The sequence below is a fragment of the Bacillus sp. PK3_68 genome (genome assembly GCF_003600835.1).
Classification (GTDB): Bacteria; Bacillota; Bacilli; order Bacillales; family Domibacillaceae; genus Pseudobacillus.
Genome location: NZ_NQYC01000001.1, coordinates 3,417,014 through 3,442,078 on the forward strand (window position 1 = coordinate 3,417,014; position 25,065 = coordinate 3,442,078).

A 25,065-nucleotide genomic window follows, 5' to 3' on the forward strand; every position below is an offset into this window, starting at 1 on the left:
TCACCAGAGTCCAACAGGACACCGCATGATTGCTTACTCTGTTATGTACTATCTACAAAAATAATGTTTAACGTTTATTTAATAATAAATAAAGAGCACCTCATAGCGAAGGTGCTCTTTGCTTATTTAGTTAACATTAAAGTATCGAGCATCAGGATGAGCAAAGACGATAGCAGAAACAGAAGCTTCTGGTTCCATCATGCATCCCTCGGTTAAGCGGACGCCGATTTCTTCAGGCTGTAGAAGCTTAAAGAGCTTTGTCTGGTCGTCCAAGTTTGGACAAGCTGGATAGCCAAATGAGAAACGCTGTCCTTGGTACTTGGCGGCAAAGCGTTCTTTCATCGTAAAATCAACAGCATCCGGGAAGCCCCATTGGTCACGCATTTCTTGGTGAATCCGCTCAGCAAATCCTTCTGCCAGTTCTAAAGCTGTCGCTTGAAGAGCATGGCTTTGGAGAAACTCGCCTTTTTCCTTTAACTCAACTGATTGTTCCCGAACACCAAATCCGGCACTCACAACGAAGAATCCAACATAATCCATTTCGCCGCTATCCACGGATTTTAAATAATCAGCCAGACAAAGGAACGGTTCTTTTTGCTGGCGAGGGAATGTGAAGCGTTCAATCTCTGTTTTGCTGTCAGCAGGATCATAAATAATAACGTCATTTCCATCAGACTGGGCAGGGAAGAATTGATAGACGCTGGCTGTTTTTAAACGGCCGGATTGCAGAAAGCTGTCCACCGTTTCTTTCAAAGCAATTGCTCTTTCGTCTTGCTCAGCGAGCAGTTTTTCTACTTTGCCTTTTAACCCAAGGTGATGGCCAATTAATGTTTGGATATTAACATAAGGCTCTAAGTGAGCAACAGGGTAGTCACGCTGAAGGCGTTTCTGCAAGTCACGCGGCACGTAAACAGGAACATCCTGGCGAACTGTTTTCTTTGGCTTTTCCAATACAGCCACAGATGAAGATGGCTTCATCGTTTCCCGGTAAGCTTCTACTTCCTTGCGTTTTTCTTGCTTTTCCTTCAGTTCATTTAAGAGCTCTGTTTTTTCTTCAGTGTTTTGCAGACGTCCGGCAATAGCCAGCCCATCCATCGCATCCTTGGCGTATAGAACTGGACCTTCATATTCCGGTGAAATTTTTGTTTCTGTGAAGCGGCGGGAAAGTGCCGCTCCGCCAACTAAGATTGGCAAATCAATGTTCGCAGCTTTCATATCCTGGGCTGTAATAACCATTTGCTGGGCCGATTTAACGAGTAGGCCGGAAAGTCCAACCATATCAGGATTTTCTCGTTTTATCGCTTCAATCAATTCAGCAGGTGTCACTTTAATGCCTAAATCGACGACCTTAAAACCATTGTTGCTTAAAATAATGTCGACAAGGTTTTTACCAATATCGTGAACATCACCTTTTACTGTAGCAAGTACAACTTTTCCTTTCCCGTTGTCGTTTTCTTTTTTCTCCATATAAGGCTCTAAAAAGGCAACAGCGGCTTTCATGACCTCAGCGCTCTGCAGCACTTCCGCTACGATAAGCTGGTTATCGTTAAATAACCGGCCAACTTCCGCCATTCCTTCCATTAATGGACCATTAATAATATCAAGCGGTGTATCGAACATCGTCAAGGCTTGTTCCAAGTCAGGGATTAAGCCTTCCTTTGTGCCCTCCACGACATAATAGCTAAGCCGGCCTTCTACTGTCTTCGGAATATCTTCCTCTTTCTTCTCTTTCTTTTTATCACGGTAAAAGTCAGTAAAGACTGCTAGCGTTTCATCATTCGTTTCAAAAAGAAGCTTCTCTGCCATCGTTATTTCTTCTTTTGGAATGGAAGCAAATCTCTCCAGCTTCTCAGTATTTACGATGGCGTAATCGAGTCCAGCTTGCGTGCAGTGATATAGATAAACGGCATTCAACACTTCACGGCCAACAGGCGGGAGGCCGAATGATACGTTGCTGACACCAAGAACGGTTAAAGATCTGGGCATTTTTTCTTTAATTAGCCGGATGCCTTCCACTGTTTCTTCGGCTGAACCGATGTATTGTTCATCTCCTGTTCCCACGGGGAAGACGAGCGGATCAAAAATAATGTCTTCAGGCGGAAGACCCCATTTATTGACGAGCAGGTCATAGGAACGCTCGGCTACTTCCAGTTTACGTTCGCGGGTCACGGCCATACCCGTTTCATCAATCGTACCCACTACAACGGCTGCTCCATATTGTTTTACAAGTGGAAGGACAGCATCGAAGCGCTCTTCACCGTCTTCTAAGTTGATGGAGTTGATGATTGCTTTTCCCTGTGAGTATTTCAAGGCTTTTTCAATAACTGCTTCATCCGTTGAGTCAATGACGAGCGGCACTTTCACCTTTTTCACGACTTCTTGCATAAAGGCTTCCATATCTTCAAGTTCATCACGATCAGGATTGGCAAGACAAATATCAATGACATGAGCGCCGCCCTTTACTTGGGCGCGAGCGATCTCTGCCGCTTCTTCATATTTGCCCTCAATGATCAATCGTTTGAATTTACGGGAACCAATGACATTTGTCCGTTCCCCGATAAATAATGGCCTCATGGAATCATCATAATGAAGGGGCTCAATTCCGGAAACAACATGTTCATGAGGCTGTTCCGGACGTCTGCGTGGAGGGATATTTTCAATAGCAGCCCTCATTGCGCGAATATGATCCGGTGTAGTTCCACAACAACCGCCGACAATATTTAGCCATCCCTTTTCGGCAAAGCCTTTAATCTTGGCCGCAAGGGACGCAGGTGATTCATGATAGCAGCCATTTTCATCCGGAAGCCCAGCGTTAGGATAACAGCTCACAAAGCTTTGAGATAAGGCAGAAAGCGAACGGATATGATCCGTCATAAATTCTGGACCAGTTGCACAGTTTAAGCCGACGGATAGCGGATGAACGTGCTCGATAGAAATGTAGAAGGCTTCGATGTTTTGCCCTGCGAGTGTGGTGCCCATCGGTTCGATCGTTCCAGAAATCATGATGGGAAGCTTTTTTCCAGTAGCTTCAAAAGCACGTTGAATACCAAGCACACCGGCTTTTACGTTCAGCATGTCCTGGCTCGTTTCCATTAATATAACATCGCAGCCGCCATCAATGAGTGCTGTCGCCTGCAATTCAAAGTCTCTGCTCAATGTGTCAAAATCTATTCCGCCTGTGACAGACAATGTTTTCGTTGTCGGACCGATAGCACCTGCCACATAACGTGGATGATCAGGCGTAGAAAATTCATCCGCGCACTTACGGGCAATTTCGGCTGCCCGCTTGTTAATCTCATAAGCTTTATCACCGAGGTTATATTCATTTAACACGAGAGCCGTGCCGCCAAATGAATTTGTTTCAATGATATCGGTGCCTGCTGCTAAATAATCCCGGTGAACTTTTTCGATTACATGAGGCGCGGTAATGTTTAAATACTCATTGCAGCCATCATATTCTTCACCGCCGAAGTCTTCCTCTGTTAAATTAGCTTGTTGTAGCATTGTACCCATTGCGCCATCTAAAAAAGAATACGTTTTTCCAGTTCTTTTTCAATTGGATATTGTTTCGACATGAGTGATCCCTCTTTCATTCATTTTTCTATCTAACTCTTCGATGTAACGGATCAATTCAATGGACATTTCATAACGCATAAATGGAGTAATAATATAGATACCATTAAACAGCTTGGCCGCTGTATCGATTAATTCCTTGGCAATCTTGACGCCCTCAAGCGCTGCTGTTTCTTTATCATGCTCATAGGCCTTCATTCTAGCAAGCGTTTCGTCTGATAGTTTAATGCCAGGCACTTCATGATGAAGGAATTCAGCATTTCTTGAGCTTGTCAACGGCATGATACCGAGGAAAATCGGAGTCGATAAATGCTTTGTTGCTTCATATACTTCAATAATTTTTTCTTTTGTAAAAATAGGCTGTGTAATAAAGTAATCGGCTCCGCACTCAATTTTTTTCTCTAAACGTTTCACCGCCCGGTCGAGCACACGTACATTTGGGTTAAATGCAGCTGCAACGGAGAAATTAGCTTTTTGTTTTAATGGTTTTCCAGAAAAAGAAATTCCTTCATTCAGTTGCTTAATTAATTGGATAAGCTCCATGCTTGAAACGTCGTAAACAGAAGTAGCACCCGGGAAATCGCCAACTTTCGTCGGATCACCGGTAATAGCCAGCACATCGTGAAGACCTAGAGCATGCAAGCCCATAAGATGAGACTGCAAGCCGATTAAATTCCGATCCCGGCACGTAATATGAACAAGCGGGCGAATGTGATGCTGCATTTTGAGCAGGGAGCCCATTGCTAAGTTGCTGATACGTGGAGAAGCAAGCGAGTTATCAGCCATTGTAATAGCCGCCATGCCAGTTTGCTGCAAGGCTGTGGCTCCTTTAATATAAGCAGCAGTATCCAAGTGTTTAGGAGTATCAAGCTCCACAATAATCGTCCGTTCTTTTTTTACCTGCTCATGGAGCGGCGGTAACACTGGAGGAGTCGGTTCTTTAATAATAATGGGCTTTCTGGCGATTACCTTTTTCTCTGTAATTGGTGCAAGGCCAGCTAATGCTTTTTTGGCCGCCTCAATATGTTTGGGTGTGGTGCCGCAGCAGCCTCCAATAAGACGGACCCCTTCATTGCGAAGGTGAACGGCTGCCTGGCCAAAATAATCAGCCTCTGATTCATAGACGATACGGCCGTCTTCTACATCGAGAAGGCTTGCATTCGGATAGGCTGATAAAAAGGCTTTTTCAGGCAGTGTCACCTCTTCAAATGCTTGGATTGTATGATAAGGGCCGAGGCGGCAGTTAACGCCGACAATGTTTGCCCCGAGGGATTCGAGCTGATTGAACGCCTGATTTAACGAGAGTCCGTTTTGTAGAATGCCAGGTTCATGCATGGATACTTGAGAAATAATTGGCAGATCTGTAAGTTGACGAAGCAGTTGTAAAACGGTCGTTAATTCTTCAAAGTCATAATACGTTTCTAAAAGGAAGCCATCAGGTTCTTCCAGTAAGATGGCTTCTGCCTGCTGCTGAAAGGCCGCTTCAATGTCGGCAAGGGAGGCGCTGCTTTTACGGATTCCACGGATGCCGCCGATGGTCCCGAGTACGAAGCGCTCTTCAGAGGAAGCCGCCTTTTTTGCTATCCGCACGGCTGCTTTATTTAATTCCCGTACACGGTCCTCCATTCCATATCTTGCAAGCTTTAGAGCATTGGCGCTATATGTATTCGTTTGGATTACATCCGCGCCTGCTTTTATATATTCGCGATGGATTTTTTCAATGATTTCTGGCTTTTCTATATTAAGTTCCTCGTAACAAAAATCGATGCCGTAGGAATAGAGGAGAGTGCCCATGGCTCCATCAGCTGTCAGCACTTCGTTTTGCAGCCGGTCTAATAATTTCATGTGGTTCTTCCTTTCCGTAACTTTATTCTAATCATAAGAAAAAGCCTTCTTAAATTAAGAAGGCTTTACATTGTCAATGTCTGATCCTTCTTATCTCTCAAACTGATTAGACAGTTTGCTGGATTTAGCACCTAGGCCCGCTAGCGGCTGGTTGCTGAAGCTTCATAGGGCCAGTCCCCTCAGCTTCTCTTGATAAGAAATATACCTATATACAATTAGTAAGATAATTGAACATATCATATCTCTTTAAGAGGATTTAGTCAATAGAAAATTTTGAATATTCCCAGAGGATTGTCGAACAGAAGGAGGCGGGATATACTTTTATGAGATAAAGGAGGAGTCAGGTTGAATCAGCTTCGTTATTCATTATTTATTTTGGCAGGGGCATGCAGTTATGGTTTTCAAGCTTCAATCGTCAAGCTGGCAACGAATGCGGGATACCCGGCTGGCCAGATGACCGGTTCACAATATATCTTTGGACTTTTGCTGATGATCATCCCTTTCATGATAACCAAACGCATAAAATTACAGGTTAAGCAAATAGTACCATTGCTTGGGCTCGGCGTTTTATTAAGTTTGACAGGCGTATTTTATGCAACAAGTATTCAAGAGCTATCGGCTTCAATCGCCATTGTTCTGCTTTTTCAATTTACTTGGATGGGGATTCTCATTGAATCCGTTTATTTAAAGGCATTTCCATCTGTCACAAAGATCATCTCGGCTGTCCTTTTATGGGCAGGAACGCTGCTCGCCGCCGGAATTTCTTCAGAGGGAATCAACTGGGCAGACCATTCAAAGGGCTTTATTTCTGGTTTCCTTGCCGCTTTAACGTTCGCATTGTTCATTTTCTTTAGCGGAAAAACAGGAAAAGAAGTACCGGCTATTCAAAAAAGCTTTGTTATTTCTATTGGTGGGCTGGTAACGGCTTGTTTATTTGTATCGCCAGCTTTTGTAATAGATGGGACGATGACTGGGGGCTTGTGGAAATATGGTTTGCTTGTCGGACTGTTGGGCGTTCTTGTACCGGTTGTTCTCTTTGCGCTCGGTACCCCGTATGTTGACTCAGGAATGGCCACTATTTTAGGTGCTGCAGAGTTGCCTGCAGCGATGATTGGCGCTATGTTCATTGTGGGTGAACATTTAACCGGTGAACAGGGGGCTGGCATTGTGCTCATATTGATTGGGATTGCTGTGCCGCAATTGCGCAGGAGTGGAAGAGTCCGACCGAAACAGCTTTCCAGCAGTTGATTTCCGCAAATTGTCACAAAGCCGAAAATAGAACAATGATATACTGTGAGTAAATGCTACTTACAGGACGGGAAATAGATGAATAAACAGTTATGGAAGCAAGCAAAAGAATTTATCACAATTTGTTATCGGGAATTAGGCAAATCGGATGAAGAGACAAAAGCGCGGCTGTACGAGATCAAAACAGAAATTGAGGGAACAGAAAGTTATACTCAAACTTATGAAGAACTGAGCTATGGAGCGAAAATGGCCTGGCGCAATAGTAATCGCTGCATCGGACGGCTATTCTGGCAAACGCTGCACGTGTTCGATGAACGAGAAGCTAAAACAGAAAAAGAGATATTCGAAGCCCTCAGCCGTCATGTAGAATATGCAACAAATCAAGGGAAAATTCGTCCGACTATTACAGTTTTTCGTCCGTCTTCACCCCATCGGGAAGACATTCGCATTTGGAACCATCAGTTAATTAGATATGCGGGGTATAAAACAGAGACGGGAATAAAGGGAGATCCTGCTTCTATTGAACTGACCTCTATGTGCCATAAGTTTGGCTGGCGAGGGGAAGGAACTAATTTTGATATCCTGCCCTGGATTGTACAAATAGGCAAGCAACCGCCTAAGCTGCAAGAAATCGATAAGAAGCTCATAAAGGAAGTAAGCCTTATTCATCCGGTATATGATTGGTTTGCTGAGCTGCAATTAAAGTGGTATGCTGTTCCGATTATTTCGGATATGAAGCTGGAAATAGGAGGCATTGAATACAAAACAGCTCCTTTTAACGGCTGGTATATGGGAACGGAAATTGGCGCACGCAACTTAGCTGATGAGTTTCGTTACAATCAGCTTCCAGTTATTGCGGAACGGCTGGAATTGGATATTCATCGAGCCGCTTCTTTATGGAAAGACCGGGCGCTACTTGAGTTGAATACAGCTGTTCTTCATTCGTTCCAGCAGGCGGGGGTAAGTGTTGTAGATCATCATACAGCCGCGCAGCAATTTAAAACTTTTGAACAAAACGAAGATCGGGAAGGTAGGCCAGTGACAGGTGATTGGACCTGGTTAATTCCGCCGATGTCTCCATCTGCTGTTCATATTTTTCACAAAGAATACGATAACTCAATCCAAGCACCTAATTATTCTTATCAGGACCGGCCTTACTAAATTAAATGAAAAGCAGCCGCTTGAACGGCTGCTTTTTTGTGCATAGATATGTAATTTTAGCCCGTTACTTTCTGCAGGCTCTTCATTACATGGAGCGAGCGTCCGGTACCAATGGCAACAGACTCTAGTGGGTTTGGAGCTAAGTGAACAGGAACGATAATTTCTTCACTAAGCCAATCTTGCATGCCATTCAACAAGGAGCCGCCGCCGCTAATGACTACGCCCCTGTCTACAATATCACCGCTTAACTCAGGTGGAGAGTTTTCTAAAGTAACGCGGATCGTTTCTAAAATGGCTAGCAAAGATTCTTTAATAGCTTTTTGAATTTCATAAGAGCTTACTTCAATTGTTTTTGGCAAGCCGGTAACGAGATCACGACCGCGTACGTCCATTACAAGTTCTTTATGATCAACTAAAGCGTAGCCAATTTCCATTTTTATTTTTTCTGCTGTCCGTTCACCGATAAGGAGGTTATACTGCTTGCGTACGTATTGTATGATGTCTTCGTCGAGTTTATCGCCGCCGATACGGATGGAATTACAGGAAACAACGCCTCCATAAGAAATGATAGCTACCTCGGTTGTACCGCCGCCAATATCGACGATCAGATTGGCAATTGGTTCTTCTACGGGCAGATCTGCTCCAATAGCAGCAGCGACAGGCTCTTCAATTAAATGAACAGACTTGGCCCCACTGCTTTTTACTGCATCCTGAATGGCTCTCTTTTCGACAGAAGTTGCACCAGAAGGAGTACAGACGACGACGCTTGGCTTACGAATATTGAACCCTAATACTTTGCTAGCTTTTTTCATTAATCCTTTAAGCATTTCAGAGGTAATATCAAAATCCGCAATTACCCCATCCTTCATTGGGCGAGTTGCAATAATCCTTCCCGGAGTTTTCCCAATCATATTTTTAGCTTCTGTGCCAATAGCAAGCACTTTTCTCGTCTCAGCGTCGATAGCTACCACGGACGGTTCATTAACAATAATCCCTTTATCTTTACTGTAAACGAGCAAATTGGCTGTCCCTAAATCTATTCCGATTTCAATTTGTCCAAACATGATCATTCCTCCAAATGGCAATCCTCTTAAGTTTCTTCCATAAGTATAAGGATGAACAATTCTCCATGTATAGGGGACAAAATAAGGAAAAAAGAATGTTACAATGTGACTTCGATTGTTACAATGTTTTTCTGCTATAAAGATAACTGTTAGCTGTATAAAAAGGAAAAAAACAAATTTCACTGTTAACAAATCTTAATTTTTGTAAACTAAAAAGCCGCTGAATGAGAGCGGCTTTCTCAATTTTCTTCCATATAGTCCGTCTATTTTCCTGCAGACGAAAAAAACTCCACAAGCTCTTTGCTATATTTTTTGCGGGCCTTTCGATGGCTTGCTCGATTGGCCGCTGTTTCATTCAGCCATTTTTCTTCATCCGTCTCAGGTACCACCTCAGGAATGGAGGACGGCCGTCCTGATTCATCGAGAGCTACAAAGGTTAAAAAAGAAATAGCAGCTACTTCTTTTTCCCCTGTCATTAGATTTTCTGATAAAACTTTCACGAACACTTCCATGCTAGTTGTGCCTGTATAAGTTACCATGGCTTCGAGGGTTACTGCATCTCCCACGCCAATTGGCTTAAGAAAATCAACAGAGTCTGTCGAAGCGGTGACTACTGCCTTTCTAGCCAATTTTGTCGCTGAGATGGAAGCAATATCGTCTATATAAGCCATTAGTTTGCCGCCAAACAAAGTGCCGTGATGATTTGTGTCAGGAGGAAGGACGTAACTGGTTTTAATAGATAACGTGTCTTTCATAGGTCTTTTTTCTCTCATATACAGCACCTCGCTAATGATTTCATACACGTAGTATACCCTATGTGAATGAAAATCTGTTGTTTTCTTAAAAAATAGGATAATTCAGAAATTATGGTTGTATTTTAATTAGTTTTAATGTATAAACATTAAATAAGATTATAAATAAAGAATGGACCTGTAAATAAAAATAATATCTATGAGGTGAAGAGAATGCTAGTGACGGATATAAAGAATAGCCAGGTGTTAAAGGGGAAAGATTTATTAAAGCTTGCAGATTATACGCCAGAATTAATCGAGACATTTATTTATTTAGCAGATGACATGAAAAAGAATAAGGAAAACTATTTGGAAGCTTTAAAAGGCCAGCTGCTCGGAATGATATTTGAAAAGCATTCCACACGGACTCGTGTTTCCTTTGAAGCGGCGATGATTCAGCTTGGTGGCCATGCGATGTTTTTAAGCTCGAATGATATGCAAATCGGACGCGGAGAAACAATCGAAGATACTGGAAAGGTGTTATCGGGTTATTTAGATGGCATCATGATCCGTACACATAGCCATTCAAGAATTGAAGCACTTGCCGAAGCGGCAAATATTCCAGTCATTAACGGTTTAACTGATTTGTATCACCCATGTCAAGCGCTTGCCGATCTTTTGACTGTATATGAAATAAAGGGGAAATTTAAAGGGCTGAAAATGGTGTATGTTGGAGATGGGAATAATGTTGCCCATTCATTGATGATCGGTTCTGTCATGGTGGGCATGGATTTTACATTAGCCACACCAGCGGGCTACGAAGCAGCACCGCAAATAATAGAAATGGCTAAAGGGATTAGCGAGCAGACAGGAGCGAAGCTAGAATTTGTTGAAAACCCACAGGAAGCAGTAAAAGGAGCCGATTTTATCTACACGGATGTATGGACGAGCATGGGACAAGAGGATGAAGCAGAAGCCCGTTTAAAAGCATTTGCTCCTTATCAAGTGAACGAACAGCTTATGGCCCTTGCCAATCCGGAATGCAAATTTATGCATTGCTTGCCAGCCCACCGTGGCGAAGAAGTTTCAGGCGAGGTAATGGATGGGGAAGCATCCGTCGTGTTCCAGCAGGCCGAAAATCGGATGCATGCTCAAAAAGCCGTTCTTTACAGCGTGATGAAAAATAAATAGAAGCTTCTATTGAACGGACTGTTATCGGTCCGTTTTTTCTACTTATAAAAAGATATCATGGTAAAATAAATAAAACAGAACAACAGAAACGGCTGAAAAGGTGGGGGCAGAATGGAGCTTCGGCAAATCAAATATTTTATGGAAGTGGCAAAAGAGGAGCATGTTACAGAAGCAGCTCACCGCTTGCATGTGGCTCAATCCGCAGTCAGCCGGCAAATTGCTAAGTTGGAAGATGAACTTGGAGTGGAGCTGTTTTTGCGTGAAGGGCGGAACGTCAAGCTGACTTATGCAGGAAAAATTTTTTTGCAGCATATGGAAACCGCTATGAATGAAATTGATCGGGCCATCGCGGCTATAGATAATTATCTTAACCCAGAAGTCGGAAAAATTCGCCTTGGATTTCCTACCTCTTTAGCTACAACGACATTGCCGCGCGTAATTTCTGCTTTTCGAAGTCAGTACTCTGATATTGGTTTTGATTTTCATCAAGGGTCGAATAAAGAGCTACGGGATCTGGTGGAGAGAGGAGAAATTGATTTTGCCTTTGTTTCTCCAGTACCGGAAAGCACACCCGAGATTTCTACCCAAGTTTTTTTCTCTGAGAGCATGAGAGTCCTGCTTCCTAGTCATCATAGGTTAGCAAAAAAAGAAAGGATTAACTTGCGGGAACTGATGGATGATCAATTCGTTTTATTCCGCACCGGCTACGACATGAGAAAGCTCGTTATTGAAGCATGCCGGCAGGTGAATTTCGAGCCCAAGGTCGGTTTTGAAAGCGAAGATGTATATACGATTAAAGGGTTGGTAGAAGCAGGATTGGGAGTCAGCCTGCTTCCGGAAACATTGCTCGTTGAACAAACTCCCTCTGGAACAGTTAGCTTGCCTGTCGGCGTACCGCAAGTAATGAGAACGGTCGGAGTCATAGCAACGAAGGTCCGCACTTTGCCGCCTTCCGAAAAGCTATTTTATGATTTTCTTATTGATTATTATCATCGCTTAAACCAATTTAGCCTCTAAAGCTTCATACAGTGTTAGACATTAATGAATGAACAATAGGCAAAAAAGGCTGTTCCTCGTCGATGCCAGGGAACAGCCTTTTATATTAAATGCCTTCTGCCCAATTTCCGTTTCGGAAGATCGGCTCGCTTTCTCCATTTTCTTTAATTCCGTCAATATTCATGTTTTCTGAGCCAATCATAAAGTCAACATGAGTAATACTCGTATTTAGCCCGTGCTGTTCCAATTCTTCCTGTGACATCGATTTACCGCCTTCAATACAAAAGGCGTAAGCACTGCCAATAGCTAAATGGTTAGAGGCATTTTCATCAAAAAGTGTATTGTAAAAGAGAACATTCGATTCCGAAATAGGTGATTGATGAGGAACGAGGGCGATTTCGCCAAGGTAATGAGAGCCTTCATCTGTTTCTACCAATTTTTTTAACACTTCTTCGCCTTCCTCTGCTTGTACGTCAGTAATGCGCCCATTTTCAAAAGTAACTTTAAAGTTGTTAATAATGTTACCGCCATAGCTTAATGGTTTTGTGCTTGACACATAGCCATCCACACCTGTTTTATGAGGAACAGTAAACACTTCTTCTGTTGGCATATTGGCCATAAACTCATGGCCTTTTTCATTGATGCTGCCGGCTCCGACCCAGAGGTGTCCATCAGGAAGTTCAATCGTTAAATCCGTTCCTGGTGCAGTGTAATGGAGCTTTTTAAAGCGCTTCTCGTTTAGATAATCCACTTTCTTATGCAACGTTTCGTCGTGTGTTTTCCAGGCCTGGACAGGGTTGTCTGTATCGGCACGGACGGCTTTGAAAATTGCTTCCCAGAGAGCGGGGACTTGCTCTTCCTTTGGAAGGTGAGGGAAGACTTTTTCTGCCCATGCTTGTGAAGGAGCAGCGATAACAGTCCAGCTAACTTTGTCAGATTGAATATATTGACGGTATTTTTTCATTGCCTGTCCGGCTGCTTTTTGGAAGTTGGCAATGCGCTCAGGATGGACTCCTTTTAATAGGTCGGGGCTGGAGGAAACGATAGACATAAATGCCGCGCCCTCTTCTGCCAATTGTTCAAGCATTTGAACGCGCCATTTGGGAAACTCTGTGAACGCTTCCTCTGGAGCCAAATCATACTTCAAGCGGGAGACTGTATCATCATCCCAATTTACCTGTACATTTTTTGCGCCTGCTTCATACGCTTTTCTTACAATTAATCGAACAAGTTGGGCGGAGTCGATAGATGTGTTAATAACAAGCGTTTGGTCTTTTTGAATGTTGACCCCTACTTTTACTGCTAACTCGGCATACTTTTCTAGCGTTTGCTCGAAGTTTGACATATGTATTCTCCTTTTTAATCAGAATAGTGAATATATTCTATTGTAACAAGAATGAAAGGAGAGACAAAATTTTAGGCTGAAAAAATTGTTTTTATGTTCTTATAGGGAAATTTTCTTTTTAAAAAGGTGTTCGTTATAATATAGGCGACAGGAGTGTCAGGAAAGAGGGGGAGAATAGGTGTCTTATCACGTTTTGCTCGTGCGAACGGCGGCTATTTTTGGTTTCATTGGGGCGATGATGGGCTCTCATATGGCAGGTGCAGGTTCTTATGCTTTCCGGCCGATCCATGCTCATATACTCGTTGTTGGCTGGCTAAGCTTGTTCGCTTTTGCTGCTTTCTATCGGATGTACGCGGTGCCGAGAAGTTCCAAGCTTGCAGGCGTGCATGTATGGAGTGCAATAATCGGTGCCATTGGGCTGACAGCAGGTATGTGGTTGTACCATATAAAGCCTTTTGGGTTGCCCGAAGCTTTTACGACAGTATGTTATATCGTGGGCGGCTCCATTTTATTGTTTAGTTTTTTATTATTTGTGTTTGTGTCATTTAAATATGGAAAAGATACTGATAAAGCCCCGAAGATGTAAGTCTAGTCTTCGGGGTTTTTTAACAGTAAGCTGCGCAGGGCTTCCGGATTGGCTGCCAGGTCTTTCAGCGTGTAGCGGTCAAGTACAGAGAGATATGCTTGCAAGGCCTGAAAGAGGACGTGTTTCAAACCGCATACTGAGGTGATCGTACAGCGATTCGCTTCGGGATTAAAGCATTCCACCAAATGAAAATCATCTTCTGTTTGGCGGACCACTTTACCGATATTAATCTCTTCTGGCGGAAGAGCAAGTCGGATGCCGCCATTGCGTCCACGGATAGTTTCAATCAGCCCGAGCTTGCCCAGCTCATGGGTCACTTTCATTAAGTGGTTTTTCGAGATTTGATAAGCTTCTGCTATCTCTTTAATATTCGATAGCTCATCTTCCCGCTTAGAAGCTAAAAAGATCAATACGCGCAATGAATAATCAGTATAGAGAGTCAGTTTCATGTGTTCACCACTACCTTTGTCTTATGTTCATTATATATCCGGGTACGTGAGGAATCAAAGAATGTGAACATTTTATTACACAAATCAAAAAGCGTTGATTTGATCGCAAAAAAGGATTATAAATAAGATGTATTTAAAATACATCTTTTAAAACTATCTTATTGGAGGGCTTAATATGCTATCCCAAAAAACTATTGATATCGTGAAATCTACAGCTCCTGTACTTGAAGTAAAAGGGAAGGAAATTACTACCCATTTTTATCGAACAATGTTTCAGGACCATCCGGAACTTTTGGATATATTCAACCATGCCAATCAGGAAAAAGGCCGTCAGCAAACAGCACTGGCCAATACTGTGTATGCGGCAGCAAAATATATTGACCAATTGGAAGTGTTGATTCCCGCCGTTAAGCAAATTGCTCATAAACACCGTAGTTTGGCAATTAAACCGGAGCATTATCCGATCGTTGGTGAATATTTATTAAAAGCAATTAAAGAAGTTCTGGGTGACGCAGCGACAGATGACATTATCAATGCGTGGGCAGAAGCATATGGGGCGATCGCAAAAGTGTTTATCGATACAGAAGCCCAACTGTACAATGAGGCAAGTGAACAGCCAGGAGGCTGGTTAGACTTTAAAGAATTTGAAGTTGCAGACAAAGTAGAAGAAAGCTCTCTTATTACGTCTTTTTACTTAAAGCCAAAGGATGGCGTGCAGCTACCAACTTTCCACCCAGGACAATATATTACTGTCAAGCTTCACATCCCTGGTGAAGAACATATTGTTAATCGACAGTACAGCTTATCAGCCGCCCCTAATGGTGAGTACTATCGTATCTCTGTAAAACGCGAGGCAGATCATCAGCCGGAAGGAAAAGCGTCTAACTACTTGCATGATCACGTAAATAAAGACGACATCATAGAAGTAAGTGCACCTGCCGGAGACTTTTATCTTGATGTAGACAATAAGGCACCAGTTGTATTAATCAGTGGAGGAGTTGGAATTACTCCAACAATGAGCATGCTTGAAACACTTGCAGCAAACAACAGCAAACGTGAAATCGTCTTTATCCATGCTGCACGTAACGAAGAAGTACATGCTTTTAAAGAGCATACTAAACAATTGGTAAGTGAACTAGAAAACGCTCGGGCATATGTGGCATACGGAGAGAAAAAGAAGGAGCAGACCATTTGCGATGTGGAAGGACATATTAGTGCAGACTTCTTAAAAGAAGTTGTTCCTTCAAACAGCATCTGCTATGTTTGTGGTCCAGTGCCATTTATGGGAGCCGTTATTGGACATTTAAGCAAAAATGGCATTCCAGAAGAGCAAATTAAATTTGAATTCTTCGGGCCAGCGGTTCAGCTCCAGCAAGCACAATAATCTAAAGAAAAAAGCCGGACTTCCTAAGTCCGGCTTTTTTCTTTACACAGTTTTTCTCTATTTATACAGCGCGGAATTTTTTGAAGAATTCATCTAATTCCTGTGCTTTTAATGGCTTGCTAATATTGTAGCCTTGTATCTCATCACAATTTAACGAAATAAGCGTTTGTAACTGTTCTTTTGTTTCTACTCCTTCTGCCACAATATGCAGCCGAAACAATTTTCCCAAATTAATGATCATTTGAACGAGTGCTTTTCCTTCCGGAGAAGTATTAATATCATCAATAAAGGACTTATCAATTTTTAATGAGTGAATGGGCAACTTCTTTAAGTAAGTCAGTGAGGAAACCCCCGTACCAAAATCGTCAAGAGCAATAGAAATACGATCAGCTTTCAGACGCTCAATCACACTCACTGCTGTATCAAGATTTTCCATAATCGATGTTTCAGTAATTTCTAATTCCAAGTGTTTGCTATCTAAGTTATATTTTTTCAATATGCTTGTGACTGTTCGATGTAAGGCATCAGACAGAAACATAGGAGCGGAAATATTTACAGCTATCTTTTCAAGCGGGTGGTTATTGTTTCTCCATTCTTTCATTTGTCTGCATGCTTCATTTAAAATCCACTCCGTCAGTTCAGTAATAAAACCATTTTTTTCGGCAATAGGAATGAAGATGGAAGGCGGAACAAAGCCGAATAATGGGCTAGTCCAGCGAACAAGCACTTCGGCGCTCATAATCTTTTTCTGTTTCACATTATATTTAGGCTGATAGCATAAGTAAAATTCGTTGTTCTGCAGCGCTTCTCTAAAACTCATAGCTATTTGCCTTTCTTTTTCGTTATCATGCGTTGTCGGAGTGTAAACGACGATTTGATTTTTGCCATTCCGTTTGGCAAAGTATAAGGCTTTTTCCGCTGCGGCATTTAACTGTTCGAATGTGATGCCATGGGCCGGAGCAAAAGAGATGCCGGCAGAGGCTGTCACGGTAACTGGATGCCTATTAATCACAAACGGATCAGATAGCTTGTTGAGCAAGTTTTTTGCTTTTTCCAGCGCCTGCTGTTCGGTGTACTCTTCAATGAAAAGTACGGTAAATTTGTTTCCTTCCATTCGGCTTAATAATCCTTCAGCGGGGATGAGCAATTCAAGCCGATTGGAAAAAGCCTTCATTAGCAAATTGCCATTTGTAAATCCAAACGTTTCGTTTACCCACATAAAGTTATCAATATCCAGCATGATTAACATGATTGATTTTTGTTGTTCCTTTAAATAAGAATCAGCGGTCACTTGAAGTTTCCGACGATTGGGCAAATCAGTCAGGTCATCATAATAAGCGAGTCGCATGGCGGTTTGTTGATCAAAAACAGCGATAGCTAGGAAAAAGATAAAGAGCAGGCCTAGCATAAAGAGAACGAGAAGAATGAGCGGCATGGGCTGTTCAACATGATGGCCATTATTAGTAAGGTGGCTTGCCATTGAAAAGTTTGCTGCTTTCATACCAGTGTAATGCATACTGGCAATCCCGAGTCCCATTATCGTGCTTGCGATCAATTTATAAGAAAGTTTTTTCTTTTTGTTAAGCGAATAAAAAATATATAGTGACGCATAGGAAACCATGGCTGCTATGACGATGGACAAGAGGACGAGAGGCAATTGATAAGAAATGCTCGCATGCATTTTCATCGCGCTCATTCCCAAATAATGCATAGCTGCAATGGACAAACCGATAAGAAGGCCAGCGATTACAATAGTTCTGGTTTTTATTACTCTGTTATGGAGGGTGTAAAAAGCGATGCCCGAAGCTCCCGCCGCTGGGATCATTGATAGAAGAACCAATCCGATGTCATAATTAACATCAACTGGCAAGGAAAAAGCCAGCATGCCAATAAAGTGTACGGACCAGACGGTTAAGCCCATAGATATAGCAGCAAGAGATATCCACGAACTTCGCTTTTGACCACCAGAGGAAGTAATCCGTTCATTTAAATTTAACGTAACAAAAGATCCAAAAATGCCAATGATGATGGAAAGAAGAACGATGTCGCCTTGATAAAACTCTGATAAAGTTTTCATTTTATAGACCGTCTTTCTTTGTTTTTAGAATAATAAATAAAAATCTAGTAATAGCCAAAAAAATAGAACATTTCCTGTAAATATTCGACAAAAATATACGATATATGTATAGTATCGACTTTCTTTTTCTTTTATTAAGTCTTTTTACCTGCAAAATACTTATGAAAATGAATACAAAAAATTTTTTTTAAACCGATATTAGATATACAAAAATAAAAATACAGGGTGAATGAGAATGGATAAAAGTACAATTATAGGAATTATTCTTGGTGTTATCGCTGTTGGGGTAGGGATGGTGTTTAAAGGGGTCAGTCCAACAGTATTAATTAATCCGGCCGCACTTTTAATCATTTTACTTGGAACTGTCGCAACTATTGTGATCGCTTTTCCATCGAGTGAATTAAAAAAGCTGCCTAAGCTTTTCGGCATTATTTTTAAGAATAGAGAAATCATGTCTCCGCAAGAAGTCATCCGGCAATTCACTGGATGGGCAGAACTTGCAAGAAAAGAAGGATTGCTTGCTCTTGAGTCAAAGGTGAATGAAGTGGATGAACCATTTTTGAAGAATGGATTGAGCTTAGCTGTCGATGGACAAAATGCGGATTATATTCGTGATGTGATGAATGAGGAGCTTTCTGCAATGGAAGAACGGCATAATGCTGGGGCGAGCATGTTTGTTCAGGCAGGAACGTATGCACCAACACTTGGGGTACTTGGAGCAGTTATCGGTTTAATTGCAGCTCTTGGTAATATGAATGATACAGAAACGCTTGGACATGCTATTTCAGCTGCTTTCGTAGCAACCCTATTAGGGATATTTACCGGTTACGTGCTTTGGCATCCGTTCGCCAATAAGTTAAAGCGGAAGTCTAAACAAGAAATAAAAGTAAAAGAAATGATGATAGAAGGAGTTCTCTCTATTTTGGAAGGCGAAGCTCCGCGAGTGCTTGAGCAAAAGCTATCTTCTTACTTGCCTGCAGAGGAAAAGCGGAAACTAATTGAAGAAAGCGGCGAGCAAAATGGGTAAGCGAAAGAAACATCAAGAGCATGAACACATGGATGAATCGTGGCTCTTGCCTTATGCTGACTTGTTGACGCTGCTGCTCGCTTTATTTATCGTTTTATTTGCAATGAGTTCTGTAGACGCGAAAAAGTTTCAGCTTGTTTCCCAAGCATTTAACACGGCTTTTCAAGGAGGAACAGGCGTGATGGATTATCCGGAGTTATCCCCGCCTGAAACAACTTCCCAAAGTAAGTCTAATGATAAACAGTTGTCAGGATTAAAAGAACAGGATAAGAAAGAACTGGCTCACATGCAGCAGAAAATTAATCAATATATCGTAGATAATAAGCTGCAGAGTAAAGTAGAAACAGTGTTAAGTGGAGAAGGTCTTTTGCTGCGTATACGGGACAATGTGTTGTTTAATTCTGGTGTAGCCGAAATTAGGGAAGAGGATAAAAAAGCAGCGAGAGAGATTTCTAGACTGTTAGAAATGGATTTGCCCCGCATGGTTATTATTAGCGGACACACCGACAACATTCCGATCAAAACAGCAGAGTTTGAATCAAACTGGGAGTTGAGTGCGATGAGAGCAGTCAACTTTATGAAAGTCATATTGGAAAATAACAAGCTTGATCCCCGCCTATTTAGTGCAAAAGGATACGGTGAATACCAGCCGATTGCTTCAAATGAAACAGAAGCGGGTAGAACAAAGAACCGCCGTGTAGAAATATTAGTATTGCCGCAAGGAGAAACAGAAAATAACCAGCAAGTTCCCGCTTCAAAAAACTGAGCTAATCTATTGGTTCAGTTTTTTTGTGTTTATGGAAAATTAGGAAGGGTATAGGAAAACGGTGAAATATACATACATAGAGTAAATAGGTGAAGGAGGCGCATTTTGGATAATTTTATTGCAGGGGTAGAAAAGTTTTCGGGATGGCTATGGGGAGTACCTTTAATAGCTTTGTTAACAATTTCAGGTATTTTCATGACAATAAAACTAGGTTTCTTTCAATTTAGATATCCGCTTTATATTTTTCAGCAAACGTTAGGCAGCATTTTAAAAAAGCCAAAAGGCGAAGGTACGGTCACACCTTTGCAAGCTTTGACATCTGCTTTGTCCTCGACCATTGGAGCTGCAAACATCGTCGGCGTTCCAGCGGCGATTATGTTTGGTGGCCCGGGGGCTGTTTTCTGGATGTGGGTGATTGCTGTTATTGGCATGGCTATTAATTTCTCTGAAAGTGTATTATCTGTCCACTATCGAGAAAAAAATGAAGAAGGAGAATTTGTTGGTGGCCCGATGTATTATATGACGAAAGGGTTGAATATGAAATGGCTGGGTGTGTGGTTTTCCTTCGCCTTAATGATTGAGCTGATTCCGAGCATTATGGTGCAAGGGAACTCAGTAGCTTCCACTATCTCGCAAACATTTAAGATTGACGGCCTTTATACAGGTATTGTGATGGCCGTGATTACTGGACTTGTTGTATTTGGAGGCATTAAGAGAATTGGCCGTGTAACAGAAATCTTTGTTCCTTTTATGGCGCTTTTTTATGTGGGAGGAGCTCTTGTCGTGCTGGCTTTAAATATTGACCAAGTGCCAACAGTTATTTCGTTGATTTTTTCTCATGCGTTTCAGCCGATGTCAGCTGTTGGCGGTTTTGCAGGAGCAGCGGTAGCTGAAACCATTCGCTGGGGATTTGCCAGAGGACTGTATTCGAATGAGGCAGGGCTAGGAACAACACCGATTGCTCACGCAGCAGCTCAAACGGATCACCCGGTGCGCCAAGGGTTTTGGGCTATCATCGGCATTGTCATCGATACGCTTGTTGTCTGTTCAGCGACAGCCTTTGTCGTGCTGTCAACAGGTGTATGGAAACAGGAAGGAGCTCTCGATGACCCATCGGCTTTAACGACGATTGCTTTTAAGGAAAGCTTTGGAGCCTTTGGAGGATTCCTCGTGACAGCTTCATTGATCTTTTTCGTTTTATCTACCGTTATCGTGGTTGTCTTTTATGGATCTAAGCAAGCAGAATTTTTATTTAACTTAAAAGCAGCACAAGCGATTAAAGTTATTTATTTGGCGGCAATCATTTTAGGGGCTGTCGGTGCGGCAAAAACAATATGGTCATTCCTTGACTTGGCGCTCGCTGCCATTCTGCTGCCTAATATTATTGCTGTGCTCCTTCTGAGCGGAAAAGTCAAAGAATTAAAAAATGAATTCTTTGAATCGGAGAAGTATTACTTAAAAGATGTGAAGAAAAAGAAGATCAGCTAAACCAGATGGCTGCTTTTATGTTTATCTCTGCAGAAAGAGGGAACATACAAAAGCGTATAAAAAATGAAAGGGGTTTTCTCATTGAGTAAAAAATTGCTGTATTAGTAACAGACATGGTGGAAGATTCCGAATACACAGAACCGGTGAATGCATATAAAGAAGCCGGCCATGAGGTTGTTACTATTGAAAAAGAAGCAGGAAAAGCAGTAAAAGGAAAACAAGGAGAAGCAACCATCGCCATTGATAAGGGGATTGATGACGTAAGCCCAAGTGACTTTGACGCGCTGCTAATTCCGGGGGGCTTTTCACCAGACCAGTTGCGAGCAGATGATCGCTTTGTAAATTTTGCGAAAGCCTTCATGGATGAGAAAAAACCGGTGTTTGCTATTTGTCACGGTCCACAGCTGCTTATCACGGCCAAATCGTTGGAAGGCAGAAGTGCTACAGGATATAAGTCGATTAAAGTAGATATGGAATATGCAGGTGTTACTTACAAGGATGAGGAAGTGGTTGTTTGTCAAGATCAGCTTGTCACAAGCCGCACACCTGATGACATTCCCGCTTTCAATAGAGAGTCGTTGAAGCTTCTTGCAAAAGAATAAATGGAGAGAAGGCCGGTAAACTACCGGCTTTTTATTTTCGCAAACTACCAAGTTCTTCAGCAATAGCTTGCATTTCACTTGGGCTGAAGTTACTTTTGCGGTTCACTAACTCATAAATTTCCTTTAAATCCTCATAAGAAGATTCGCTGAAGTGATCCGGTTTAATAGCGCCGACATTTACCATGCGTAATTTTGTTGTGATTTGCTCTAGCATGTATTCAATATTTTCAGGGGATTTGACAGATAGATCCACGTTCTTTTCACCCTCTCCAGTAATTTGATAACATCATTTCACTTTTCATTTAGTTTGTCAATCAACTATTTAAAAAAACAGACTTTTAAAAAAGTCTGTTTTTTTTTATGCTTTGTTAAGCAGCCGCTTTCTTTTCTTTTTCTTCCTTGATGGCTTTTAATACATTTTTTGTTTCGTGAATGACTACTCCAGATAGGCCGATGATACCAACCAGGTTAGGGAAGGCCATTAATCCATTCATAATATCGGCAAATGTCCAAACTAGTTCGAGACTTGTTACTGCCCCGATGAAGACCGCTAATACAAAGACCAGCCGATAGTATTTAACAACCTTTTTGCTAAATAGGTAGGAGAAACATTTCTCTCCATAGTACGACCAGCCGATGATGGTAGAAGAAGCAAAGAACAGCAGGCCAAGAGCGACTACGTAAGAGCCTGCCGGACCAAGGAAGGATTCAAAGGATACAGTTGTCAGTTCGCTTCCTTCCAATCCCTGATCATATTGTCCAGCCATCACAATGGTTATTCCTGTGATGGAACAAATTAAAATAGTATCAATAAACACTTGAGTCATAGAGACGAGAGCCTGGCGAGCAGGCATGTCTGTTTTTGCTGCCGCTGCTGCAATCGGGGCAGAGCCGAGACCTGCTTCATTAGAGAATACCCACGAGCCACACCGTAACGAATAACTGCACCAATCGCACCTCCTGCTACAGCTTCACCGGTAAAAGCATCTGAGAAAATTAGACCTAGGGCTGCTGGAATGCCACCTAAGTTTGTCAGCAGGATAACAAGGCCTGCGATCAAATAGAACGCTGCCATAATTGGCACAAAAAAAGCAGTCACTTTACCGATGCTTTTAATGCCGCCTAATAAAACAAGGGCAGTAAAGATAAGTAAAACAATTCCTGTAACGAATGGAGATACATTAAACGTATTTTTTACCACGCCGGCCACTGCATTGGCTTGTACTAGATTCCCGATACCAAAAGCAGCAACGGCACCGAATAAAGCGAACAGGATGCCCAGCCATTTTTGATTTAATCCCCGTTCGAGATAATACATTGGACCGCCGGACATTTCTCCGTCTAGGTCTTGGACGCGGTACTTTACGGCGAGTACAGCCTCTGCATATTTCGTAGCCATGCCAAAGAATGCACTCAACCACATCCAGAAGACAGCTCCAGGGCCTCCCATTAATACAGCGGTCGCTACCCCAACGATATTTCCAGTTCCAACCGTTGCTGCGAGCGCTGTCATTAAAGCTTGGAAGTGAGAGATATCACCTTCAGATTGCTTATCCTGGCTTTTGCTAAATGCAAGTTTAAGAGAATAAGGCAGTAATCTGAGCTGTAAAAAGCCAATACGTACGGTTAAATAAATTCCAGTTCCAACTAAAAGAATTAGCAGAGGCGGTCCCCAAATGTAACCACTAATAGTGTTCATGATGCCAAGTAATTTTTCCTGAGCCATATTATCCCCTCCTTCTCCCTCATTATATAAAAATGCCTAGAAAAGAGTAGTCAGTATTTAAAAATATTTAAAAAATAGAAACTTTTGTTAAATGAAACAAACAAAAGTTGGTTGAATTGTGAAAAATCATTTACTGATAGTATGTTAGCGCTAAAGAGCGATTTAAAAAGAAGGAAAAGAGTCATCCACTAAAGAATAGGGTCATGGTACTCTTATATAGACGAACAATGAGTCAGCCTGCTTTCAAGAGCCCTGTTTCTTACGAATGATGTTTTGTTATTTTACAAAAGGGGAATTGATAGAGCATGAGAATAATGAAAATGCTACAGCCCAAGTAAGAATGGAAAGGGAACATTCTTTATTCTTAAAGGATAAGCGATGAAAGTGTACTTGCGAGCAAGCAGATGACCAGTTCGGATAATTTGTCAGCCATGATTCTGCTGATACAATTAGTTTAGTTGTGAAAGAAAGGATGATGAAAATGGGAAAAGGTAAATTTTTTACAAAGGTAGGCATTGGCGCAGCAATTGGAGGCGCTATTGCTTTAATGGACCGTCAGACAAGAGAGGAGATGAAGGAGTGGGCCATCTATTTATTTGAGATGGCAAAAGACCCTGAAAGCTTATCTGCCTCCTCTAAAGAAATTGTAAATCGAGCAAAGGAAACAGCTCAGCAAATTAGCGATGACGTTAGTTACATTCGTGGAAAAGTCGACAGTTTACGCGATTTGACACCTGAGGTAAAAGATCTTGTGGATGAGACAAAGAGCACTTTTCTTCCTGATGAAGAAAGCGCATCCGGTGCAGCAGGAAAAACTTCAGTAACGCACTAGGAGGCGATTATTTGTCCGACAACAAGATAGGGTTAAAAATTTTTTCAAAGCATTTGCTGAAAAGAATACAACAATCTGATGTTCCGGACACTGCTGCACAAATGTCGTACTACTTTCTGCTATCGCTCTTTCCATTGTTAATTTTTGCTGTAACCCTGCTGGCTTACTTGCCTATTAGCCAGCAGGATATGTTTCTTTTGGTTCGCGATTATGCCCCTGGCGATACAGTAGAAACCATTCAAAATACATTGAATGAAGTGTTGCAAAATGGAAATGGCGGTTTGCTTTCCTTCGGGGTAATCGCCACTCTCTGGTCAGCTTCTAAAGGGATGAATGCTATTATTAAAGGATTAAATCATGCATACAACGTAGACGAGACAAGACCGTTCTACAAGGTGAGGGGCATGTCTGTTTTATTAACAGTCGGTTTAATTTTTGTGATAGCGGCTGCCTTAATCTTACAGGTATTCGGGAAGCAAATCGGACTGTTCGCATCTGACTATTTAGGCCTGTCCGATGAGTTTCTAAAGCTTTGGAACTGGCTGCGCTGGCTGATTTCTCCTCTGTTGATTTTTGGAGTATTTGTTGGTTTGTATTATTTGGCTCCGAACATTAGTGTCAAATGTTTAACCGTTTTGCCGGGAGCCATCTTTGCTGCTGTTGGCTGGATTGTCGTTTCATTAGGTTTTTCTTTTTATGTCAATAATTTTGGCAATTACTCAGCCACATATGGAAGCATTGGAGCCATCATTGTCATGATGATTTGGTTTTATCTGTCAGCGATGATTATCCTTATTGGTGGAGAAATCAATGCCTTGAAAAACGACTTAGCTGGCGATTGTTAATGAAGAGTCTGCTTACCCTTTACTGTTGGTAGGCGGGCTTTTTTAATGGGCTTTGCTCATAAATGAATTTTTTCTGCTCACCATCCACAAAAGTATAGACATAACATTTGGATAGGAATCATCATTGAT

At 41.9% G+C, this 25,065-nt stretch carries 19 protein-coding genes, 2 pseudogenes and 1 riboswitch; of the genes and pseudogenes, 12 read left to right on the forward strand and 9 right to left on the reverse strand.

What is annotated here, in order from left to right; translation table 11 throughout:
• Positions 1-126: 126 nt before the first annotated feature.
• Positions 127-3,575, reverse strand: a pseudogene (gene metH, locus CJ483_RS17200) (methionine synthase).
• A complete protein-coding gene (locus tag CJ483_RS17205) occupies positions 3,553-5,418 on the reverse strand; it encodes a bifunctional homocysteine S-methyltransferase/methylenetetrahydrofolate reductase (protein WP_120036339.1) in 1,866 nt (621 codons plus the stop codon). Before CJ483_RS17205 ends, metH begins: the two are co-directional and overlap by 23 nt.
• An 87-nt stretch (positions 5,419-5,505) precedes the next feature.
• Positions 5,506-5,617, reverse strand: a riboswitch (SAM riboswitch).
• Between the two features lie 146 nt (positions 5,618-5,763).
• Here CJ483_RS17205 and CJ483_RS17210 point away from each other — a divergent pair.
• Complete coding sequence (locus CJ483_RS17210; RefSeq protein WP_120036340.1) at positions 5,764-6,666, forward strand: EamA family transporter; 903 nt, start codon at positions 5,764-5,766, stop codon at positions 6,664-6,666.
• Positions 6,667-6,744: 78 nt separating this feature from the next.
• On the forward strand, positions 6,745-7,827 hold the full coding sequence (locus CJ483_RS17215; RefSeq protein ID WP_120036341.1) for a nitric oxide synthase oxygenase: 1,083 nt from the start codon (positions 6,745-6,747) through the stop codon (positions 7,825-7,827).
• A gap of 56 nt (positions 7,828-7,883) precedes the next feature.
• On the opposite strand, the gene mreBH is transcribed toward CJ483_RS17215, so the two are convergent.
• Positions 7,884-8,891 (reverse strand): rod-share determining protein MreBH, encoded by a 1,008-nt coding sequence (mreBH, locus tag CJ483_RS17220; RefSeq protein ID WP_120036342.1) that lies wholly within the window; start codon positions 8,889-8,891, stop codon positions 7,884-7,886.
• A gap of 263 nt (positions 8,892-9,154) precedes the next feature.
• Positions 9,155-9,664, reverse strand: a complete 510-nt coding sequence (locus CJ483_RS17225) for an acyl-CoA thioesterase (protein ID WP_120038124.1) — start codon at positions 9,662-9,664, stop codon at positions 9,155-9,157.
• A gap of 192 nt (positions 9,665-9,856) precedes the next feature.
• Here CJ483_RS17225 and argF point away from each other — a divergent pair, with 192 nt between their 5' ends.
• Together argF and gltC are read left to right on the forward strand one after the other, a co-directional pair.
• On the forward strand, positions 9,857-10,813 hold the full coding sequence (argF, locus tag CJ483_RS17230; RefSeq protein WP_120036343.1) for an ornithine carbamoyltransferase: 957 nt from the start codon (positions 9,857-9,859) through the stop codon (positions 10,811-10,813).
• 111 nt (positions 10,814-10,924) lie between these two features.
• Complete coding sequence (gltC, locus tag CJ483_RS17235) at positions 10,925-11,830, forward strand: glutamate biosynthesis transcriptional regulator GltC (protein WP_120036344.1); 906 nt, start codon at positions 10,925-10,927, stop codon at positions 11,828-11,830.
• A gap of 85 nt (positions 11,831-11,915) precedes the next feature.
• Here the strand turns inward: gltC and CJ483_RS17240 are convergent, their stop codons facing one another.
• Positions 11,916-13,154, reverse strand: coding sequence for an aminopeptidase (locus tag CJ483_RS17240; protein ID WP_120036345.1), 1,239 nt, complete (start codon positions 13,152-13,154; stop codon positions 11,916-11,918).
• 178 nt (positions 13,155-13,332) lie between these two features.
• Here CJ483_RS17240 and CJ483_RS17245 point away from each other — a divergent pair, with 178 nt between their 5' ends.
• Positions 13,333-13,740 (forward strand): hypothetical protein, encoded by a 408-nt coding sequence (locus CJ483_RS17245; protein ID WP_120036346.1) that lies wholly within the window; start codon positions 13,333-13,335, stop codon positions 13,738-13,740.
• A gap of 2 nt (positions 13,741-13,742) precedes the next feature.
• Here CJ483_RS17245 and CJ483_RS17250 read toward each other — a convergent pair whose 3' ends face one another.
• Positions 13,743-14,189, reverse strand: a complete 447-nt coding sequence (locus CJ483_RS17250; RefSeq protein ID WP_120036347.1) for an RrF2 family transcriptional regulator — start codon at positions 14,187-14,189, stop codon at positions 13,743-13,745.
• A 175-nt stretch (positions 14,190-14,364) separates the two neighbouring features.
• Between CJ483_RS17250 and hmpA the strand changes: the two genes are divergently transcribed.
• The gene (gene hmpA / locus CJ483_RS17255) at positions 14,365-15,573 is read left to right on the forward strand and encodes an NO-inducible flavohemoprotein (protein WP_120036348.1); all 1,209 of its coding nucleotides are present in this window, start codon (positions 14,365-14,367) and stop codon (positions 15,571-15,573) included.
• A 61-nt stretch (positions 15,574-15,634) separates the two neighbouring features.
• On the opposite strand, the gene CJ483_RS17260 is transcribed toward hmpA, so the two are convergent.
• Positions 15,635-17,650, reverse strand: coding sequence for a bifunctional diguanylate cyclase/phosphodiesterase (locus CJ483_RS17260; protein WP_120036349.1), 2,016 nt, complete (start codon positions 17,648-17,650; stop codon positions 15,635-15,637).
• Positions 17,651-17,885: 235 nt separating this feature from the next.
• On the opposite strand from CJ483_RS17260, the gene motA reads away from it, so the two are divergent.
• The 4 genes from motA to CJ483_RS17280 all read left to right on the forward strand — a co-directional run bounded on the left by motA (position 17,886) and on the right by CJ483_RS17280 (position 21,533).
• Positions 17,886-18,677, forward strand: a complete 792-nt coding sequence (motA, locus tag CJ483_RS17265; protein ID WP_120036350.1) for a flagellar motor stator protein MotA — start codon at positions 17,886-17,888, stop codon at positions 18,675-18,677.
• On the forward strand, positions 18,670-19,443 hold the full coding sequence (gene motB / locus CJ483_RS17270; protein WP_120036351.1) for a flagellar motor protein MotB: 774 nt from the start codon (positions 18,670-18,672) through the stop codon (positions 19,441-19,443). The genes motA and motB overlap by 8 nt, the downstream gene beginning before the upstream one ends.
• A gap of 105 nt (positions 19,444-19,548) precedes the next feature.
• A complete protein-coding gene (locus CJ483_RS17275) occupies positions 19,549-20,931 on the forward strand; it encodes an alanine/glycine:cation symporter family protein (RefSeq protein ID WP_120036352.1) in 1,383 nt (460 codons plus the stop codon).
• A gap of 92 nt (positions 20,932-21,023) precedes the next feature.
• Positions 21,024-21,533, forward strand: a complete 510-nt coding sequence (locus CJ483_RS17280) for a type 1 glutamine amidotransferase domain-containing protein (RefSeq protein WP_259455817.1) — start codon at positions 21,024-21,026, stop codon at positions 21,531-21,533.
• 31 nt (positions 21,534-21,564) lie between these two features.
• On the opposite strand, the gene CJ483_RS17285 is transcribed toward CJ483_RS17280, so the two are convergent.
• Both CJ483_RS17285 and CJ483_RS17290 read right to left on the reverse strand, forming a co-directional pair.
• Positions 21,565-21,786: a DUF1128 domain-containing protein gene (locus CJ483_RS17285; RefSeq protein WP_120036353.1), complete on the reverse strand. Its 222-nt coding sequence runs from the start codon at positions 21,784-21,786 to the stop codon at positions 21,565-21,567.
• 115 nt (positions 21,787-21,901) lie between these two features.
• Positions 21,902-23,259: pseudogene (locus CJ483_RS17290) on the reverse strand (alanine/glycine:cation symporter family protein).
• A gap of 481 nt (positions 23,260-23,740) precedes the next feature.
• On the opposite strand from CJ483_RS17290, the gene CJ483_RS17295 reads away from it, so the two are divergent.
• Positions 23,741-24,091: a hypothetical protein gene (locus tag CJ483_RS17295; RefSeq protein WP_120036354.1), complete on the forward strand. Its 351-nt coding sequence runs from the start codon at positions 23,741-23,743 to the stop codon at positions 24,089-24,091.
• A gap of 11 nt (positions 24,092-24,102) precedes the next feature.
• On the forward strand, positions 24,103-24,936 hold the full coding sequence (locus tag CJ483_RS17300; protein WP_259455703.1) for a YihY/virulence factor BrkB family protein: 834 nt from the start codon (positions 24,103-24,105) through the stop codon (positions 24,934-24,936).
• Positions 24,937-25,065 lie beyond the last annotated feature (129 nt).

Bases quoted from the DNA above. Each gene is read 5' to 3' on its own strand.
- CJ483_RS17205 (WP_120036339.1), bottom strand. From the start codon at position 5,418: ATGAAATTATTAGACCGGCTGCAAAACGAAGTGCTGACAGCTGATGGA.
- CJ483_RS17240 (WP_120036345.1), bottom strand. From the start codon at position 13,154: ATGTCAAACTTCGAGCAAACGCTAGAAAAGTATGCCGAGTTAGCAGTA.
- CJ483_RS17295 (WP_120036354.1), top strand. From the start codon at position 23,741: ATGGGAAAAGGTAAATTTTTTACAAAGGTAGGCATTGGCGCAGCAATT.
- motA (WP_120036350.1), top strand. From the start codon at position 17,886: ATGGATAAAAGTACAATTATAGGAATTATTCTTGGTGTTATCGCTGTT.
- CJ483_RS17225 (WP_120038124.1), bottom strand. From the start codon at position 9,664: ATGAGAGAAAAAAGACCTATGAAAGACACGTTATCTATTAAAACCAGT.
- argF (WP_120036343.1), top strand. From the start codon at position 9,857: ATGCTAGTGACGGATATAAAGAATAGCCAGGTGTTAAAGGGGAAAGAT.
- hmpA (WP_120036348.1), top strand. From the start codon at position 14,365: ATGCTATCCCAAAAAACTATTGATATCGTGAAATCTACAGCTCCTGTA.
- mreBH (WP_120036342.1), bottom strand. From the start codon at position 8,891: ATGTTTGGACAAATTGAAATCGGAATAGATTTAGGGACAGCCAATTTG.
- CJ483_RS17250 (WP_120036347.1), bottom strand. From the start codon at position 14,189: ATGAAACTGACTCTCTATACTGATTATTCATTGCGCGTATTGATCTTT.
- motB (WP_120036351.1), top strand. From the start codon at position 18,670: ATGGGTAAGCGAAAGAAACATCAAGAGCATGAACACATGGATGAATCG.
- gltC (WP_120036344.1), top strand. From the start codon at position 10,925: ATGGAGCTTCGGCAAATCAAATATTTTATGGAAGTGGCAAAAGAGGAG.
- CJ483_RS17215 (WP_120036341.1), top strand. From the start codon at position 6,745: ATGAATAAACAGTTATGGAAGCAAGCAAAAGAATTTATCACAATTTGT.
- CJ483_RS17260 (WP_120036349.1), bottom strand. From the start codon at position 17,650: ATGAAAACTTTATCAGAGTTTTATCAAGGCGACATCGTTCTTCTTTCC.